The organism is Megasphaera geminata F0357, assembly GCF_000239275.1.
GTDB lineage: Bacteria > Bacillota > Negativicutes > Veillonellales > Megasphaeraceae > Megasphaera > Megasphaera geminata.
This window is the reverse complement of record NZ_JH417561.1, coordinates 1-18,211: the sequence shown is the minus strand read 5'-3', so window position 1 is coordinate 18,211 and position 18,211 is coordinate 1. Positions and strand designations below refer to the sequence as shown.

Below are 18,211 nucleotides of genomic sequence, written 5' to 3'. Positions count from 1 at the left end.
CGTACGAGTATATGGTTCCGTCCGTTTAAATTTGCCGCAGGGCTTGCTCCAGATCGTCCAGGAGGTCGTCGGCATTTTCTATGCCGACGGAGATGCGGATCGTGCCGGCCGTGATGCCCGCCGCTTTTAACTGCTCTTCATTAAGCTGGGCATGGGTTGTCGAAGCGGGATGGATGAGGAGAGACTTGGAGTCGCCGACATTGGCGAGATTTGAAAAGATATGCGCGGCGTCAATGAAGGCCCGTGCGGCCCGGCGGCCTTCTTTCAATTCGAAGGAGAAAATGGAGCCCGTGCCTTTGGGAAAGTATTTTTTTGCCAGGGCGTTGTATGGGGAGGAAGGCAGGGACGGATAGTTGACGTTTGCGACCTGCCGGTGATTTTCCAGGAAAGCCGCGATTTTCCGTGCGTTTTCTACATGCCGTTCAATGCGGAGCGATAACGTTTCCGTACCTTGGAGTAAAAGCCAGGCACTGAACGGGCTGATTGCCGGTCCCAGGTCGCGGAGGCTCTTGGCGCGGATACGCGTTACGAAACCGGCACCGGGAACATCTTCGATGAAAGTAATGCCGTTGTACGATTCGTCGGGCTGTGCGAGTTCGGGGAAACGGCCCGAGCCGATCCAGTCGAATTTGCCGTTTTCCACGATGACGCCGCCCAGGGTCGTGCCGTGACCGCCGATGAATTTTGTGGCCGAGTGCAGCACAATGTCGCAGCCGTGTTCCAGGGGACGGAAGAGGTAGGGTGTGGCAAAGGTGTTGTCCACGAATACGGGCAGGCCGTTCGCGTGGGCGATTGCGGCAATCGCTTCAAAGTCGGGGATATTGATTGCCGGATTGCCGAGGCTTTCAATGTATACGAGTTTTGTCTTATCCGTAATGGCGGCCCGTAATGAATCGGTATCGTCGGGATTAAAAAACCTGGCGGTAATGCCGAGGTGTTTGAACGTTTCCGTAAACAGTTCCACCGTGCCGCCGTAGAGGGTGGGGGCGGCGACGATTTCGTCACCGGCGCCGGCTATGTTTAATACGGACAGCGTGATGGCCGCCGAACCGCTGGCTGCAGCCAGGGCTGCCGTACCGCCTTCCAGCGCGGCAATACGTTTTTCAAAAACTTCCTGCGTCGGGTTGGCAAGGCGGGAATAGATATAACCGGGTTTGCGGAGGGCGAACTGATCTTCGCCGTCCTGCGTGCTGTCGAACACATACGACGTCGTCTGATAAATGGGGACGGCGCGGGCCCCCGTCGTCGGATCGGCGATCTGGCCGGCATGCTGCTGTAAGGTCTCAAATTTGTAGGCTTTCGTGTTTTCACTCATAGTACACATTCCTCCTCTTCAATAGAATAACAACATAGGATTACCTTCACTTGACCGTTAACATAAAAAAACTTCCGCCCCCTCAATAAGGGACGGAAGTACCGTGTTACCACCCGATTTCACGCAGATCTCGCGATTTGCGCCTCTTCAAGTACGCGGGCCGATCGGCCTTGAATACTCTAACACTGTAACGGGTGTGCCCGGGCAGCTTAACTATTCGGCTGTCAGCTCGGAGGCCATGTTCCACAAAACGTCATGTACTTCCTTGCACCGGTTCGGAAGCTCTCTGCGACAATCTTTTTTGTGTACTCTTCTCTTCATTGCAACGTTATCAAGTTGATGACGTAAGTCTACCATGAGAATTTTTTGGTGTCAAATAATTTTTCAGCGGCCCCGCTTTTCGGCCGCCTGTTTCAAAGACAGGCCGACGCGGTTTCGTTTGGCGTCTACCGAGATGATGCGCGCTTCGACGGTTTCGCCGACACGGACGATATCCAGGGGGTGTCGGAAGGGATGACTGCACAGTTCCGAGCGGTGGATAAGGCCCGGCGTTTTCAAGCCGAAATCGACAAAGACGCCGAAGTCGACGACGTTTTGCACGGTCCCTCTGACGAGGGTGCCCGTCTGCAGCTCAGCGAGTGAGAGTACCTTTTTACGTGTCGGCGGCAGGGGCCGGTCACGGCGAATGTCGCGGCCCGGTTTGCGCAGTTCTTCGAGGATATCGCGGATTGTCGGTTCGCCTGCGCCTAAAGCGGCGGCTAACTTCGGCGCCGCATTCATTTGCAGTTTATTTTGCAGTTCCCGGAGTTTATCGGCGTGTTTCAGGTCTTTTAAGGTGAACCCGTATTCGCTGATGATTTTTTTTGCCAGGTCATACGATTCGGGATGAACCGACGTGTCGTCGAGGGGATCGGTGCCGCCTTTGATGCGCAGGAAGCCGGCGCACTGCGTATACGTTGCGGGGCCGAGCCGGCTGACATGGCGGAGCTCTTTTCGGCTGCGGAACGGGCCGTTAGCATTGCGGTAGGCGACGATGTTGCCCGCTGTCGAAGCGGTGAGGCCGGAAATATGCTGTAACAGGGCGGGAGATGCCGTGTTCAGGTCGACTCCGACTCTATTTACGACGGATTCGACGACCGAGTCCAGTGCGGACGAGAGGGTTTTCTGGTTGACGTCATGCTGGTATTGGCCGACGCCGATGGATTTTGGATCAATCTTGACCGCTTCGGCCAGGGGGTCTTGAATACGGCGGGCAATGGAGACGGCGCCCCTGACGGTGACATCCAGATCGGGCAGCTCTTCGCGGGCCAGGTCGGAGGCGGAGTAAACGGAGGCGCCCGATTCGTTGGCAATAATGTAACGGCAGGTCAGTTTTTTTTCTTCAATAAGGGTTGAGACAAACTGTTCCGTTTCATATGAGGCCGTACCGTTGCCGATGGAAATGAGCGTAACTCCGTGCTTTTTTATGATATTCGCAAGTGATTTGGCGGCTTCATCCCTTTGTTTTGCCGAACCGGTGAGATGGTACGTGCCATAATCGAGAACGGTTCCCGTTGCGTCAATGACAGCGGCTTTGCAGCCCGTGCGGTAGCCGGGGTCAAGGCCGAGAATGATCTGTTTCGGGAAGGGCGGCTGCATCAGGAGGCTGCGCAGGTTTTCAGAGAAAACGGAAATAGCCTGTTTTTCCGCTTTACTGAAAAGATCGCTGCGGATTTCTCTGTCCATTTGCGGGAAAATAAGGCGTTTGTAGCTGTCCGCGGCCGTAGCCATGAGGATCTGTCCGTATGGTGACGGGCCGCGGATTATCATGCCGGCGAGGAGGCCGATATAGGCATCGTTATCGGCAGTAAGGGAGACTTTTAAAATTTTCTGTCCTTCACCGCGGGTGATGGCGAGAATACGGTGACTCGGTATGGCGGCAATGCGTTCGCTGAATTCTTTGTACGTTAAAAAGGGGCCGGCCTCTTCTTCGTCCACAGCCAACGAACATGCAAGGACCGCATTTTTCCAAAGCCGTTCCCGCAGAATCTTACGATATGCCGTAAGCTCTGACAGGCGTTCGGCAATAATGTATGCGGCCCCCCGGATCGCGTCTTCCGCCGTCGGCACGGTCCCGCTCAGATACGGGCGGGCGGCTTCTTCCGGCTCCGGGCCCGCGGCGTCTTGTGCCGTAAAGAGGTCGGCGAGCGGCTCGAGGCCGGCCTCACGGGCCATGGATGCCCTGGTGCGTTTCTTCGGCTTATAGGGCAAGTAAATATCTTCCACTTCTTGTATTTGTGCCGCTTTTTCCAAGGCCACCGCCAATTCTTCCGTCCAAAGGCCCAGTTCTTTCACGGCCTGTTCCACCGTTTCTTTGCGGGCACTAAGCGCCCGTTCATAGTCGAACCGTTCCTGAATACTGCGTAATTGGACTTCGTTCAACAGACCTGTCGCTTCTTTGCGGTACCGGGCGATGAACGGTACAGTATTGCCTGCGGCAAGTAAAGCCAAGGCGGCCTTTACCTGTTTCGGGAGAATTTGCAAGTCGGCGGCGATGCGGCGTATTATCTGTTCTTCCTTCATGACGGACTCCTTTCTGTCTTACTTATTATGAGCGGAAACGGCTGTCCCGTCAAATGAGGACAATTTTTTTCACAGTTTGATAAAAATTTTCGGCGGGCCTATTGAAATTTTTATTGATAACGGTTACAATTTAATAAGGATTTTGTTGTTGCGGAAACGGAGCAGCTTATCCTGAAACGTGAGTTTAGAGAAGGGAGGGCGGCTATGATGGATATTGCCGAAGTGTTGCGGCAAAACGGGTACAAGGTTACGCCGCAGCGCCTTGCTGTCTATGCGGTAATCGAGCATAACCCGGCTCATCCGAATGCGGAAGCCATTTACAGAGAACTGCAGCCTCAGTATCCTTCCATGAGTTTGGCTACGGTGTATAAGACGATGGAGATCTTTGCGAAGATCGGCGTCGTCAATGTGCTGCAGTGCGGAGAAGACGCTCATCGTTACGATTATAACACGACGCCTCATGCGCACATTCGGTGTACCGAATGCAATCAGGTTGCGGACGTGCACCTGGATCAGGAATCCCTGACCGAGGCGGCGGCTGAACAGACCGGATATACTGTAGGCACGGTAGGGATCGCCTTTACGGGGATTTGTCCAGCATGCCGTGAAAAAAAAGCATAGTCCGATGCCGGGAAAAAAGGTTGTGAGCAAATATCTCTCACAACCTTTTTTTATGCCGTTCGGGCAGGTCGGGACAGTCATACAGAGTGATACCGGAAAAGACGAACCCCGCGTTTATGATATAATTTATAAAAAAGATCGGCCCGGCTGAAGACGAAAGGAATGTATTATGAGGATCATACATACTGCAGACTGGCATTTGGGGAAGATGTTTTACGGCGAATATTTAACAGCCGTGCAGCGACGTATCTTGGAAGAACAGTTCATACCGCTTGTCGAGTCGTACCGGCCCCACGCCGTCGTACTGGCGGGAGATGTGTACGACAGAAGCCTGCCGCCTGTCGAAGCGGTTGAGGTGTTCAGCCGCATTGCCACGATTCTTGTTAAGGACATGGGGATCCCTTTTTTGGTTATTGCCGGCAATCATGACAGCGGGCAACGGCTGTCCTTTGCCGGTGAACTGCTGGAACGGGAAGGGCTGTATATAGCCGGCGAGCCGTCGGAAATGGAAAAGCCCGTCACGCTGTATGACGAGGCGGGGCCTGTCGATTTCCTGTTGATGCCCTATGCCGATCCGGCTAAAGTCAGAACGGCTTTTGCGGATACGGCAGTGTGCGATCATGAAAGCGCTCTTATTCGTTTGCGTGACGAACGGTGTAAACATCTGGCGCCCCGCAGGCGTACCGTCGCCGTGGCCCATGCTTTTTTGGCGGGCGGTACGGGCAGTGATTCGGAGCGGCCGTTGGCCGTAGGCGGTTCGGAAGCGGTCGGAGCCGATGTGTTTTCGTCGTTTACGTATACGGCGTTGGGGCATTTACACGGACCGCAGCAGGCCGGAAGCCCTGTTGTCCGCTATTCGGGCAGTCTGATGAAATATTCTTTCGGAGAAGCGGGTCAGGACAAGGGCGTCGTTCTCGTTGACATGGACGGCGACGGCACGGTGCGGACAACATTCCGTCCTTTGGAGGCAAAGCGGGACGTCCGTATTATAAAAGGATATTTTGCCGATATTATGGCGGCTGAAGACGGGCGGACGGACGACTATGTGCTGCTGCGCATGGAGGATCGGGAGCCGATTCTCGACGTCATGGGCAGGGGCAGAAAAAAATATCCCCATCTGGCGGCGCTGGAAATGCCGAACCGTCAGGTCACGGAAACGGACGGCAGAAGGAACGGGAATTTCCGCAAGTATTCGGATGACGAACTTTTTTCGTCCTTTGCCGCAGCCATGCGCCCGGATATGCCCCTGTCCGATGAAGAACGCCGCCTGGCGTCGGCGATATGGGACAGTATTCATAAAGAAGAGGGAGATACGCCATGAGGCCGGTTTATTTGGAAATGAATGCATTCGGGCCGTATGCGGGAAGAGAAGTCCTTGATTTTCGCCGCCTCGGCGAGCGGACGCTTTTTTTGATCTGCGGCCCGACCGGCGCCGGCAAGACGACGATTCTCGACGCCGTAACATATGCTCTGTACGGTGACACGAGCGGTGACGAGCGGACGGGGGCCCATATGCGCAGTGAATACGCACCGCCTACGGAAGAGACGTACGTTTCTTTCCGCTTTTCCATAGGCTCCGCGTATTACCGTGTCGAACGGCGCCCCGAACAGGAACTGGCCAAAAAACGGGGCGAAGGGACGAGAAGGGTTTCGGCCGGGGCGGCTCTTTTCGAAACGGACGAAGAAGGGCATGAGCTAAAGGCGATTGCGACGAAAAGTGTCAGCGTTACGAGAGAAGTTCAACGGCTTCTCGGGTTCGAGTCGAAGCAGTTCCGACAGGTCGTGCTTTTGCCGCAGGGGGATTTTCGCAGGCTCCTTCTTGCCAGATCCGACGAACGGCAGCAGATTATGCAGACTCTGTTTCGCACGCAGAAATATGAAGTCTTCCTGACCAGGCTTAAAGAACGGTATGACGGGTTGAGGAATTCGTATAATGCGGGCGAAGACGAGGTGAAACATGTCCTTGCCGGCGTCGGCATGGAAGGCGAAGAAGAAACGGCGAGTGAAGTACGGCGCCGCCGCCGGGCCGTTGCCGCCGCCGCAGTGCAATCCGACGCTGCGGCTGAGGAACTCGACGGGCTGCGCCGCAAGGCGGCGGAAGCGCGCCTCGTTGCAGCGCATTTCGCCGCCCTGGACAAGGCCGAGCGTGAACTGGATGAGCTGCGCCGTAAAACGGGCGAGGCGGACGAGTGGAACAAACAGATTGAACGATTGGAAAAGGCCGCTTTTTACGGGCCCCGGTTCGCGCATATGGATGAAATCGGCGCCGAAGGAAAGGATGCGGCGCAGCGCCTTGCCGCGGCGGAAGAAAAAAACGAAGCTGCCGCCGCGGCGCTGGCGGAGAAGAAGAGACGCCTGGGCGAGCTTGCGGATACGGAAGGAAAGAGGAACGACGCCGACAGGGAAAGGGTTCTCCTCAAGGCGCTCCTGCCGAAGATAGAAGCGCTGGCCGCAACGGCAGGGGAAGCACGCCGCGCCGCGGCCGCCGCAAGTGACGCGAAGCGCGCCTGCGACGCGGCCGAAAAGGAGCGGCGACGTCTGGCCGAACGGGCCGAAGCGTTGAAGAAAGAAACGGACACGTTGAAGGATGCTCCGGCGGAGGCGGAAAAGGCGGCCGAAACGGCTCGCCTTTGCGAAGCGCGCGTGAAGACGGAAGAGCGGGCGGCGGCAATGGAAAAAGAGGCGGCCGGGCTCAAAGCGGAGTGTGCCGAAGCGCGGCTCGAGGCGGAACAGGCCGCAAGGGCGGCAAAGGAAGCGGACTTGGCGTACAAAAACATACAGATCGCCTTGCTCAACGGACAGGCGGCCGCTCTGGCTGCCGCCCTGGAAGCCGACAGGCCGTGCCCGGTTTGCGGCTCGACGCACCATCCCGCGCCGGCAGCCGGCAGTACGGCCGTGCCCGCGCCCGACGAGGTGGAGCGGGCGGAAAAAAAGGCGGCCGAAGCAAAGCTCGTCCTGACTCGCAAGGAAGCGGAGCTGTCGCGGCAGGAAGCTTTTGCGAAAGCGAAAGAAGCCGAATACGCGCGGCTGCGTGCCGATGTGCCCGCCGACGGCGGCCCGGAAGAATGGCGTGAGAAAACGGCACGGGCCGAAGCACGGGCCGCCGCCTTGCGCGAAGAGGCCGCCGCGTACGCCGCCTTTGTCAAAGAAGCGGAAGAAACGGCGCGCCTTTTACAGGAAGCCGCAGTCCGGGCGGAGGCGGTAAAGGACGACTTCGACCGGAAAGAACGGCTTCGCATTGAAAAGGAAGCGGCCGCCGCAAGCCTGTACCGCGACATACCCGGAGAATTTCATGTTCAGGGGGCGGCTGCCCGCAAGGTGAGGGAACTGGACGCCTTCATCGCCGCATACGACAGGGAGCGGAAAGACCTGGAAGGGACGGTGCTGGGGGAAGAGAAATCCCTGGCCGCCGCGCAGGGTGCGGAAGCCAATCTGCGCAGGGAAGTCATACGCCTGCGTGAGCGCTACGGCGAGGCGCGGGAAAAGCTGAAAGAGGAGATCCTGGCCGCCGGCTTTGCGGACTGGGAAGAATGCCGCCGCCTTCAGGGGGAAGGAGAGCGGAAAGAAAAGCTGAAGCAGCGCCTTGACGGCTATCGTACCGCCCTTCATCGGACGGAAGGCCTGGCGGAAGCCGAAAAAAAAGCGACCGCCGGACGGCAGCGTCCCGATATGGACGCGTATGAAGCCCGCCTTGCCGAAAAAGAAGGAGCGTACAAGGAACTTCTCGCAAGGGTCGAAGGGGCCCGGGCGGAGGCGCAAAGCCTGGACAGGGCCGTGAAACGGATTGAAGCGCTGCGGCGGGAACAGGAACGGCTCCGGGAGGAATTCCGTACCGTCGGCAATCTCTACGATCTGACGTCGGGAGGACAGAGCGGCGTCAGTCTGGAACGATATGTACTGGGCGCTCTTTTGGATGAGGTCCTGGCGGCGGCCAACCTGCGGCTTGCCGTCATGAGCCGCAGCCGCTACTCGCTGCAGCGTTCCGTATCATGGGAAGACAGACGGATAAAGAAAATCGGCCTGGATATTGAAGTATTTGATCAATACACGGGGTATGCGAGGCCGGCCAATACATTATCCGGAGGGGAAAGCTTTCTCGCGTCCATGTCCCTGGCCCTGGGGCTGGCCGATGTGGTGCAGGCCTATTCGGGCGGTATCCACATGGATACGATTTTCATTGACGAAGGGTTCGGTACGCTCGACGGGGAAACTCTCGACACGGCGTTGAAAGTGCTTGTGCAATTAAAGGAGAGCGGCCGTCTCGTCGGGATTATTTCCCATGTGCCTGAATTGAAAGAACGGATCACAACACGGCTGGTTATTGATAAAACGGATCGCGGCAGTACTGCAAAATTTGAAATAGTCTAGTCCCGACGGACCGTAAAAAGGGATGTATACGGCGTTTTGCACTGATACAAGAGGAGATACGGCATGCAATTTACATTTAAACATACGAACTTCAACGTTCTTGATTTAAAACGCAGTATGGAGTTTTATGAAGCCGCGCTGGGACTTAAAGAAACGGCGCGGATCGAAGGCGGGGACGACTTTACCATCGTGTATCTCGGTGACGGCGTCAGTGATTTCCGCCTGGAACTGACTTGGCTGAAAGGGCGTAAAGAACCGTATAATCTCGGTGAAAACGAATTTCATACGGCTTTTTCCGTCAATGATATGAAGGCGGCGTTGGCAAAGCATAAAGAAATGGGCTGCGTCGTGTATGAAAACGAAGCGATGGGCATCTACTTTATCGCGGATCGACGGACGGCTATTGGCTTGAAATTGTTCCGGAGGAACCGTAATGGAACGTAACTGTACGACGCGTACGGAAAAGCTCATAGGCGCGGCGGGAGTTGAACTGCTGGCCGCCAAGGCCGTTCTTGTTTTCGGTCTTGGCGGTGTCGGTTCCTTTGCGGTTGAAGCGCTGGCCCGTGCCGGTATCGGCCGGCTTATCCTCGTCGATAAGGATGTATATGATGAATCCAATGTCAACCGCCAGCTCGGCGCCCTCGCGGAAACGATAGGCCGTAAGAAGACCGATGTTATGGCCGAACGTGTGCGTTCCATCAATCCGGATATTATAGCGGAAACGTATTATAAATTTTTTCTGCCCGCAGAGGATATGACGTTTATTGCCGATATGAAACCGGATTATATCGTGGATGCCGTTGACACGGTGAGCGCCAAACTGGGCATTGTCGAAGCGGCATATGCCGGGAAGATCCCCGTCATCTCTTCTATGGGGGCGGGCAATAAACTCCATCCCGAGCTGTTTGAACTGTCGTATATTGAAAAAACGTCCGTCGATCCGCTGGCAAAGATCATGCGTAAAAAATTGAAGGAGAAGGGTATACGCCGTCTTAAAGTGGTTTATTCGAAAGAACGGCCGCTGCCGCCTTTGACTGATGACGGTCCGGGACATGCCGGACCGGGCAGCATTTCCTTTGTTCCGTCCGTCGCCGGTTTGATCATGGCCGGAGCGGTGGTACGGGATCTGTTGGGTATAGACAATTAGAATAGGAACTTTGCGGCAGTTTCATGCCGTCTATAAGTACAGCGCCGGCGGTGCCTGCGGCTCTTTCCCCGCTCCGCGCGCAGCTATTATGACAACATGATATAGTAGTTTATAGTTGACACCGCCTACTATCAGTAGTATTATTTTGATAAACGCTTAAATGCGGGAAACGGCATATATGGTATAGATAACCATCGGCCCTGACGTATAAACTACTGTATTTTGTATGGAGGAAAGACTATGTTGGAAGTAATTAAACGTGACGGCACCAAGGTCCCTTTCGACCGGGAGAAAATTGCGGCGGCCATCGAAAAGGCGATGAACAGCAGCAGCGGCGTTTATGAAGACGGTCAGGCCGATCGCATTGCCCGTGAAATTGAAGACTACGCCAAAGAGATGCACAAGGAAATGACGATTTACGCTATTGAAGACCAGGTGTACTATCGTCTTATTCAGGCCAATAACCCGGCTACGGCAAGAGCATATGAAAATTACAAGACCATTCAGGCTTTTAAGCGGCAGACAAACACGACCGATACGGATGTTTTCGGGCTGCTCGACAATACGAATTTCGATGTGCTGGATGAAAATTCCAATAAGAACGGGCACGTCGTTTCAACGCAGCGCGATTTGATTGCGGGCGAAATCTCCAAGGATATTGCCCGCCGCAAATTGATCCCTGCCGATATCGTGCAGGCCCATGACAGCGGGGCTATTCATTTCCATGATATGGATTACATTATTCAGCCCATGTTCAACTGTTGCCTTATCAATCTGGAAGATATGCTGGCGAACGGCACGGTTATTAACGGCAAGAAAATTCGATACACCGCGTTCTTTCCAGGTGGCCTGCACCGTTACGACGCAGATTATCGCACAGGTGGCCAGCGGTCAGTACGGCGGCCAGTCCATTAACGGGATCGACCGTATTTTGGCGCCGTACGTGCGCAAGTCGTTCGGGAAATACCTGGAGGCCGTCGTTGAAGAACAGCGTGATGTGTACGGTATTGAACCGGATATGGAAAAAGCCGAGGAAATTGCCTGGAAACGCGTTAAGAAAGAAATTAAAGACGGGATTCAGACGATCCAATACCAGATTAATACGCTTATGACGACGAACGGGCAGGCCCCCTTCGTTACGCTGTTCATGTATTTCCGTCCGGATTATGAATATGCCAGGGAGGCGGCGATGATTGATGAAGAAATCCTCCGTCAGCGTATCCAGGGGATCAAGAATGAAGCCAATGTTTACGTGACGCCGGCGTTCCCTAAACTGATCTATGTCCTGGATGAGCACAACGCCCGCAAGGGGTCGCCCTATTACTATTTGACGGAGCTTGCCGCCGAATGTACGGCAAAGCGCATGTATCCCGATTATATTTCGGCGAAAAAAATGCGGGAAAGTTATGAAGGCAATGTTTTCAGCCCTATGGGCTGCCGTTCCTTCCTCAGTCCGTGGAAGGATGAAACGGGTGCGTATAAATTCGACGGCCGTTTCAATATGGGCGTCGTGTCCCTTAATTTGCCGCAGATCGGGATTCTTGCCGGCGGTGATGAAGAAAAGTTTTTCCAGATTTTCCATAAACGGCTGGAACTCTGTAAGAAGGCTCTTTTGCTGCGCGTAAAACTCTTAAAGAGGATTACGTCCGACGTTTCCCCTATCCACTGGCAGTACGGCGCCATTTCGCGCCTTAAGCCGGGCGAAACGGTAGAAAAATTCATGTACGGCGGGTATGCGACCTTGTCCCTCGGTTATATCGGCATGTATGAAGCGACACTCCTCACGAAGGGCGTTTCCCACACGGCTCCGGAAGGAAAGGCCTTCGCTCACCGCGTTATGGATGATTTTAACGAGCATATCCGGAAGTGGCGTGAAGAAACGAATATCGGCTTTGCTCTCTACGGCACGCCGGCAGAAAGCCTGACCCATCGTTTTTGCCAGAAGGACCGCGCCCGTTTCGGCGACATTAAGGATGTTACGGATAAGGGGTATTATACGAACAGTTATCATGTGGACGTCCGTGAGCCGATCAACGTGTTTGATAAATTTGCCTTCGAATCGGAATTTGAGGATAAATCGACCGGCGGCTGCATCAGCTACGCCGAAATTCCGAACATGACGCATAATGTGCCGGCTATTTTGACGATGATCGAATACATTTACGACCGTATCAGCTACGCCGAGTTCAATACGAAACTTGATTATTGTCATGAATGCGGGTTTGACGGGGAAATTAAATTGAATGAAGCAAACGAGTGGGAATGCCCCCGTTGCCATAACAAGAATAAGTCGAAGCTGACCGTTATCCGCCGGACATGCGGGTATTTAGGGGAAAATTTCTGGAACGAAGGCCGTACGAAAGAGATAAAAGACCGTGTCATGCATATTTAGGAGAAATAAATGAAATACGGACAGATTCGGAAAATGGACATAGCCAACGGTCCCGGGATCAGGACTTCCGTTTTTGTAACGGGGTGTACGCATCATTGTTATAACTGTTTCAATGAAGCGTATCAGGATCCCGCGTTCGGCACGGAATGGACCGACGCCGAAACGGAACGGATTATCGGGTATCTGAAAGATAAGACGATCGCCGGGCTTACTCTCCTGGGCGGTGAACCGATGCAGAATACGGAAGGGCTTATCCCCGTTCTTGAAACTGTCCGCAAGGCTGTGGAGACGAATATTTGGATTTATTCAGGCTACATCTACGAGGAGCTCATTAAAAACGAGGACCGCAAAAAATTGCTCAGTCTCTGCGATGTACTCGTACGGCCTTCGTTCAAAGATGAATTAAAGGATCCGGGACTTTATTTTCGCGGTTCGTCGAACCAGCGTGTCATCGACATTCCCCGGACGTTGGCAAGCGGTGAGGCGGTTCTCCTCTGGCCGGACGGCAGATGATCCGATTGAGGTATAAGCAGAGTTATATATGGCTCTGCTTTTCTTTTTTTGTTGCAAAGTGAAATTCATTCGCTATAATTAAATATATTAATTTCCAGAAAAGGGGCAGTGAAAGACGTGAAGTTGTTTATTTTTGATATGGACGGCACGCTTTTTGATACAGAGCCTATTTCGGCGCATATTTGGAAAGAGGTCGGCAGGGAAGCGGGATATGTCGTTCCCGACCGCGTTTTGCAGTCGATTATCGGTATGAGCTATCCCGGCGGGCGCCGTGTTTTTAAAGCCGCCATGGGAGACGACTTTCCCTTTGATACGCTTTGTGCCGAAAAGATTCGGCGCCAGAATCAGTGGTAAAACACACATGACGTGCCCTTGAAAAAAGGCGTGCATGAGATTCTTGACTATGCGGCGAAAAACAGGATCTCTTGTGCCGTTGCGTCGTCGTCACCGATCATGCAAATTGAAAAATTGCTCGGACAGGCCGGTATTTCCGACCGGTTTGCCTATTTGCAGAGCGGTGAAGATATTGTCAGGGGAAAGCCTGAGCCGGACATCTTTTTAACCGCCTGCGCTCATTTCGATATCGATCCCGCCGACGCACTTGTTTTTGAAGATTCGGCAAACGGGTTGAAAGCGGCCGCGGCAGGCCGTATTCGTTCCGTCTGGATTCCCGATATAGCCGTTATTCCGGAGAACGTGGCCGATACGGTCTGGCTTCAGGCTTCTTCACTTGCCGAGGTTCCCCGATTGTTGTCAAATGGATCCGCTGAAGGAGGCGGCCGGTAATGGAACAGGAAGATAAAAGACGGCATGTGCCGGTATCGCTCGTGGTATTTCTCGGTATGCTGGCAGCTATTGCTCCCTTATCGACAGATATGTACCTGCCCGCATTGCCGGAAATGATGGGGAACTTTAACGTTTCGTCGTCTATGGTGCAGCTGACGCTGACCTTCTCTATGGCCGGCATGGCGGCGGGACAGCTTTTTGCCGGGCCCGTGAGCGATGAGAAAGGGCGGCGCATGCCTTTGCTTACGGCGATGGTTGTTTTTGCCGTTTCCACGTTGGGGTGCTTTTTTTCAAATACTGTTTATGTATTTCTTCTGTGCCGTCTTATACAGGGGTTATCGGGAGGCGCGGGTATTGTCATTGCCCGTGCCGTCGTTCGGGACGTGGCGAGCGGGCCGGCCCTGATGAGACTCTTTTCCATGCTGATGCTGGTCAACGGGTTGGCTCCCGTTTTAGGGCCTGTCATCGGCGGTCAGATTTTACGGTTTTTCTCATGGCGCGGCGTTTTCGGCTTCCTCTTTCTCATTGCACTCTGTTTAACGGCGGGCGCCGCCGTTTTCAGGGAAACGCTGAAAGAGAAAAAGAAGGTAACGGGCGGTATTACGGAGAGTATCAAAAACTACAGGCCTCTCTTCAAAGACTCTTATTTCATGGGGCATTGCCTCATGCAATGCTTTTCTTTCGCCGCCTTTTTCGGATACATATCCGGCTCGTCCTTTGTGTTTCAGAATGTTTACCATGTTTCCGCACAAACGTACAGTTATATTTTCGGCGTCAACGGCATAGGATTGTTGTTGACGGGGGCTCTTACCGGACGCTTGGCAGGTCATATAGCGGAATGGAAACTTTTGCGCGTGGCGCTGACCGCCGCCTTTTCGGGGAGCCTCGTTTTATTGGCCGGCTTTATCATGTATGCGCCGCTGTTCGTGATTGCCGTGACTATTTTTATAACCGTGTCCACTTTATCCGCAATGGGGTCGGCAAGTTTTTCTCTGGCTATGCAGAAGCAGGGGAAGAGCGCCGGCGGTGCAGCCGCATTAATCGGCTTCTTCTCTCTTATCTCGGGTGCGGTTATGGCTCCCGTCGTCGGTATCGGCGGCAGTGATACGGCGTTGCCGATGGGAATCATCATAGTTGTCGGTGAAGCGGGCGCGCTTCTCATGTTTTATAAATTTATATATACCCATCATAAAGACGAGCATAAAGATGAGGCATAAAAATACCGCTGTCCTTTGAGGGCAGCGGTATTTTTGCAATTACACGTTTCGGGTAATGACTTCTTCAAGGGGGAGATCAAGAGGCGGCACGGCCGGGTGCGGTTGCTTGTCAAGAAATTCAAGCGTATAAGCGAGGCATGCGGCGACGCCGGCGGGCAGCCCTTCTTCGTCCATATCGAATTCCGCCGTGTGATGATTGGCTCCGCAGCCCTTGGCGAGGTTTTGAATACCCGTGAAAGACAGTACGGACGGGAAGAGACGAGCCGTAATGGCGAAAGACTCGGAGGCCATCCAGGGTTCGCAGTCATAAAGGACATTTGCCCCCAGGTGACGCGTAATCCCTTCCCGCGCTAAAGCAACGCATTCCGGATGATTGCGTACTTCGTAAAGGGGCGGCGGCAGGTGGATGATTTCGTAAGAACAATGATAATTTGCGCATTCCCGCTCTAACAGAGCGAGCATTTCATCGTAGAAGGGCTTGCCGGCTTTTTCGTAATTGAAAAAACGGGCCGTGCCGCCGAAGGTGAGTTCATCCGGAATGATATTGGGGGCAAAACCGCCGTTTACCATACCGATGGAAACGGTGAGACATTCGCGAGGCGGGACGGCTCGCATGCGCAGCGCCTGGAGAGCTCCGTAAAAGGCGTGAAAGCAGTCAAACGGGTTTTCTGCCAGATCGGGGCGGGAACCGTGGCCGCCGCGGCCTCTCAGTTTAAAAATGAACCCGATACCGCCGGCCATGGGCGGCGCTTCGGAAATGACGATTTTGCCGACAGGCACGTCCCAACGGACGTGCGTCGCATAGGCCGTATCTATGGTGAGCCCGCTTTCGTTGACCAAATAACGAAGGAAGTTCGCAACGGGGCCGGCCTGTTCTTCTCCCTGTTCAAACATGAGGACGACCCGGCCTTTCCATTCATCCCTGTGGGCGGCAAGGATTTTAGCGGCAACAAGCAGCATGGCCATGTGCCCGTCATGGCCGCAGGCGTGCATAACGCCTTTTACAGTCGAACGGGTTACCCGCTGCCGGGAAAGGTTCATTGCGCTTTCCTCTATGGGCAGGGCGTCTATATCGGCGCGGAGAAGGACCGTCCTGCCCGGTCCCTTTCCCGTGATGACCGCAAGAATACCGGCGTTCGGAATATGGTTGATCACGATTCCGTAAGACCTCAGTGTATCTTGTATATAAGCCATTGTTTCCGTTTCCATGAGAGAAAGCTCGGGGTGTTCGTGGAAATGACGGCGCAAGGCGATGAGTTCGGACGTATGTGATGATACTTCGGCCGGAATATCCAGCATAAAGGCCTCCTATTCTTCAATACCTATACGGGCACTGATGTTGCGGTCATAAGGATGTTTGATTTTTTTTACTTCCGAGACGTAATCGGCTGATTCTATAAGCGCTTGAGACGGGTTGCGGCCTGTCAGGACAACTTCCGTTCCGGGCGGCTTTGTTTTCAGAAATTGAATGACGTCCCGCTCGTTGATTAAACCGATAGAGCAGGCGTCAAGTATTTCATCCATGACGAGAAGATCGGGCAATTCCTCGCGGCACCGTTCCGTTATCGTGCGGAATATTTTTTCCTGGATGACTTTAGCCGCAGCCAGCTCCTCCGCGTTCATTTGAAAGGTGAATTTGCCCGTGCCTTTCCCGCGGCGGATTTCTACATTCGGCAGAGCCGAGAGAACAGTCAATTCACCGGTCATGCGTTCTTTGAGAAACTGTGTGAAGAAAATCCGTCCTCCCCGGCCGGCGCAGCGGACTGCCAGGCCGATAGAAGCGGTAGTCTTGCCCTTGCCGTCGCCGCAATAAATATGAATTAAGCCCGTATCCATGTAGCGCGCTCGGAAGTAAAAAAAATCTGTTATTATTGTAATAGTATACCACAGCCTGCCGGTATATATAAGATTACGGGCATAAACCGAACTGAAGCGGGTAAAATAATCTGATCGACGCACGATATACAGTCGGCCGATTATACCGTGACAATATCATTGCGGGTCAAGGCCCGTAAAAAGAGGTGAAAAATTCTTGACAAGACCAAATGTTATCTATAAAATAGAAAAGTAAGCTTTTTGCTTGGACTCCACAAGCCCCGGAGAAATAGGTCTGAAGCTTAATTGAGATAGTCGAACAGGGAGGAATAAAACAGCATGAAAACTACATTTATGGCCAATTCCGGCAATGTTGAACGGAAATGGTTTGTTGTTGACGCTGAAGGCCAAATATTAGGCCGTCTTGCTGCCGAAGTGGCCAAAATTCTTCGGGGAAAACATAAACCTACTTTTACCCCGCATGTAGATACAGGCGACTTCGTCATCGTGATCAATGCGGACAAAGTTAAACTGACAGGCAAGAAATTAATCCAGAAGACATATTTCCATCATTCCGGATATCCCGGCGGATCTACGTTCACTCAGGCCGGTCATATGCTCGAAAAGCGTCCTGAACGCGTAGTGGAAATGGCGGTTCGCGGTATGCTGCCGAAAAACAAATTGGGTGCGCAAATGTATCGAAAGCTCAATGTTTACGCAGGCGCAGAACATCCGCATCAGGCGCAGAAACCTGAAGTTTTGAAGTTGGATATTCGTTAATACCGGGAGGAAGATTTCATGGCAGTAGCACAATACTACGGTACTGGCCGTAGAAAAACATCCGTTGCCAGAGTTCGTTTGGTTCCGGGTCAGGGAAAAATCACAGTAAACAAAAAAGGATTGACGGAATATTTCGGCCGTAAAACGCTGGAATTGATTATTAAACAGCCTCTTGTTCTTACGGGCGTAACGGAACAGTATGATATCATTGCCGACGTCAAGGGCGGCGGTCCTTCCGGACAGGCGGGCGCTATCCGTCACGGCATCAGCCGTGCCCTTCTCGAAGTGGACATGGAATTCCGTCAATCCTTGAAAAAAGCGGGCCTCTTAACGCGCGACCCGCGTGAAAAAGAACGCCGTAAGTACGGTTTGAAGAAAGCCCAGCAAGCTTCTCAGTTCTCGAAACGTTAAAATTTGTTCGTTCAGCGGCACAGGTAGTTTACCTGTGCCGATTTTTTATAAAAAAGAGAATAATCGTTTGAAGTATAGCTGTTGAAGCTTTTATGATATAAGCGAAAGAATGTGAAAATTCTGAAAAACAGCCTTGACACTCACATGGAGAAATGCTAGAATTTTTATTGTCGCAAGGGAACGGTGCGGATTGAAAGAAGCGGCACTGTTAAGCGGCGGCGCGGGAGATTAAAAATCTTCGCAATCAATCTTGACAAAGCAAAAGGGCTTTGGTAAGATAAACG

The 18,211-nt window shown here is 53.3% G+C and carries 12 protein-coding genes, 3 pseudogenes and 1 other annotated feature; of the genes and pseudogenes, 11 read left to right on the top strand and 4 right to left on the bottom strand.

Features of this window, described 5'->3' with window-relative positions:
* Positions 1–25 precede the first annotated feature (25 nt).
* Both HMPREF0080_RS00360 and HMPREF0080_RS00355 read right to left on the bottom strand, forming a co-directional pair.
* Entirely contained in the window at positions 26–1,315 is a 1,290-nt protein-coding gene (locus HMPREF0080_RS00360; protein ID WP_006789060.1) for an O-acetylhomoserine aminocarboxypropyltransferase/cysteine synthase family protein, read from the bottom strand.
* 85 nt (positions 1,316–1,400) lie between these two features.
* Positions 1,401–1,645: a binding site (T-box leader), on the bottom strand.
* A 54-nt stretch (positions 1,646–1,699) separates the two neighbouring features.
* The gene (locus tag HMPREF0080_RS00355) at positions 1,700–3,877 is read right to left on the bottom strand and encodes a Tex family protein (protein ID WP_006789059.1); all 2,178 of its coding nucleotides are present in this window, start codon (positions 3,875–3,877) and stop codon (positions 1,700–1,702) included.
* A gap of 207 nt (positions 3,878–4,084) precedes the next feature.
* Here HMPREF0080_RS00355 and HMPREF0080_RS00350 point away from each other — a divergent pair, with 207 nt between their 5' ends.
* The 9 genes and pseudogenes from HMPREF0080_RS00350 (at position 4,085) to HMPREF0080_RS00310 (ending at position 14,921) form a co-directional block, all read left to right on the top strand.
* A complete protein-coding gene (locus tag HMPREF0080_RS00350; protein WP_040346623.1) occupies positions 4,085–4,498 on the top strand; it encodes a Fur family transcriptional regulator in 414 nt (137 codons plus the stop codon).
* Positions 4,499–4,667: 169 nt separating this feature from the next.
* Entirely contained in the window at positions 4,668–5,819 is a 1,152-nt protein-coding gene (locus HMPREF0080_RS00345) for an exonuclease SbcCD subunit D (protein ID WP_006789056.1), read from the top strand.
* Positions 5,816–8,866, top strand: a complete 3,051-nt coding sequence (locus tag HMPREF0080_RS00340) for an AAA family ATPase (RefSeq protein WP_006789055.1) — start codon at positions 5,816–5,818, stop codon at positions 8,864–8,866. Before HMPREF0080_RS00345 ends, HMPREF0080_RS00340 begins: the two co-directional genes overlap by 4 nt.
* Positions 8,867–8,929: 63 nt before the next feature.
* Positions 8,930–9,300 (top strand): annotated as a pseudogene (locus HMPREF0080_RS00335) (VOC family protein).
* Positions 9,300–10,013 (top strand): tRNA threonylcarbamoyladenosine dehydratase, encoded by a 714-nt coding sequence (locus HMPREF0080_RS00330; protein WP_006789053.1) that lies wholly within the window; start codon positions 9,300–9,302, stop codon positions 10,011–10,013. Before HMPREF0080_RS00335 ends, HMPREF0080_RS00330 begins: the two are co-directional and overlap by 1 nt.
* Positions 10,014–10,253: 240 nt before the next feature.
* Positions 10,254–12,405 (top strand): annotated as a pseudogene (gene nrdD, locus HMPREF0080_RS00325) (anaerobic ribonucleoside-triphosphate reductase).
* Positions 12,406–12,414: 9 nt separating this feature from the next.
* Complete coding sequence (gene nrdG, locus HMPREF0080_RS00320; protein ID WP_006789050.1) at positions 12,415–12,918, top strand: anaerobic ribonucleoside-triphosphate reductase activating protein; 504 nt, start codon at positions 12,415–12,417, stop codon at positions 12,916–12,918.
* Between the two features lie 108 nt (positions 12,919–13,026).
* Positions 13,027–13,704 (top strand): annotated as a pseudogene (locus HMPREF0080_RS10340) (HAD family hydrolase).
* Positions 13,704–14,921: a multidrug effflux MFS transporter gene (locus tag HMPREF0080_RS00310; protein ID WP_006789047.1), complete on the top strand. Its 1,218-nt coding sequence runs from the start codon at positions 13,704–13,706 to the stop codon at positions 14,919–14,921. The pseudogene HMPREF0080_RS10340 and the gene HMPREF0080_RS00310 overlap by 1 nt, the downstream one beginning before the upstream one ends.
* Positions 14,922–14,960: 39 nt before the next feature.
* Here the strand turns inward: HMPREF0080_RS00310 and HMPREF0080_RS00305 are convergent, their stop codons facing one another.
* Both HMPREF0080_RS00305 and HMPREF0080_RS00300 read right to left on the bottom strand, forming a co-directional pair.
* A complete protein-coding gene (locus HMPREF0080_RS00305) occupies positions 14,961–16,220 on the bottom strand; it encodes a M20 metallopeptidase family protein (protein ID WP_006789046.1) in 1,260 nt (419 codons plus the stop codon).
* A 9-nt stretch (positions 16,221–16,229) separates the two neighbouring features.
* On the bottom strand, positions 16,230–16,757 hold the full coding sequence (locus HMPREF0080_RS00300; protein ID WP_006789045.1) for a cob(I)yrinic acid a,c-diamide adenosyltransferase: 528 nt from the start codon (positions 16,755–16,757) through the stop codon (positions 16,230–16,232).
* Between the two features lie 318 nt (positions 16,758–17,075).
* Here HMPREF0080_RS00300 and rplM point away from each other — a divergent pair, with 318 nt between their 5' ends.
* Positions 17,076–17,516 (top strand): 50S ribosomal protein L13, encoded by a 441-nt coding sequence (gene rplM, locus HMPREF0080_RS00295; RefSeq protein ID WP_006789044.1) that lies wholly within the window; start codon positions 17,076–17,078, stop codon positions 17,514–17,516.
* 18 nt (positions 17,517–17,534) lie between these two features.
* The gene (gene rpsI, locus HMPREF0080_RS00290; protein ID WP_006789043.1) at positions 17,535–17,927 is read left to right on the top strand and encodes a 30S ribosomal protein S9; all 393 of its coding nucleotides are present in this window, start codon (positions 17,535–17,537) and stop codon (positions 17,925–17,927) included.
* Positions 17,928–18,211: the final 284 nt, after the last annotated feature.